Annotated in this window: 1 protein-coding gene; it reads left to right on the top strand. The window is 43.8% G+C overall.

The window, feature by feature from the left end; translation table 11 throughout:
* Positions 1–71 precede the first annotated feature (71 nt).
* Positions 72–544 (top strand): DUF2726 domain-containing protein (locus tag R7Z47_RS26460; RefSeq protein ID WP_318130975.1); only part of this gene is annotated, 473 nt, incomplete at its 3' end.

Raw genomic sequence — 544 nt, 5'->3', positions numbered from 1 at the left:
AGGTTTTGTTGCTCTGTATAGCATTTCCATTTACGCTTTGAGCAACTAGTTGTTTTGGGCGCACTTTATCTATGACCAACATCTTTATCATTGTTGTTCTTCTGGTTGTATTCTTCTTTATTATTCAAAAGTACGTGATTAAGCACGACGACACGCGTGACTATCCATATCGTGCGAAAGGCCCGTTACTAAGAGGGCAAGAAGGTGCTTTTTTCAATGCGCTAAGAGCCGCAGTCGGAGAGCATGCTGACGTGTTTGCCAAGGCGAACATGTCTACTTTGGTTGCTCCGAAAGACATCAAGAATAAAAAGCAGTTTTTCGTGGCCAATAATCGCATCTCGCGCAGTTATTTCGACTACGTAATTTGTGATCCCAGAACGTTAGAACCGCGCGTGATTATCGAGTTTGATAACGGGCAGCAATTGAATAAAGGTAAGGTGGAGCGTCAGAAGTTGCTGATGCACGTATGTAAATCTGCCAACTTGCCTCTGATCGGGACTTCTGTAAAACACAGTTATCAAGTGGGGCGTTTACGCCGTTTGTT

It is taken from the genome of Vibrio sp. 1641 (assembly GCF_033339995.1).
Taxonomy (GTDB): domain Bacteria; phylum Pseudomonadota; class Gammaproteobacteria; order Enterobacterales; family Vibrionaceae; genus Vibrio; species Vibrio alginolyticus.
This window is presented reverse-complemented; position numbering and strand designations above follow the sequence as displayed.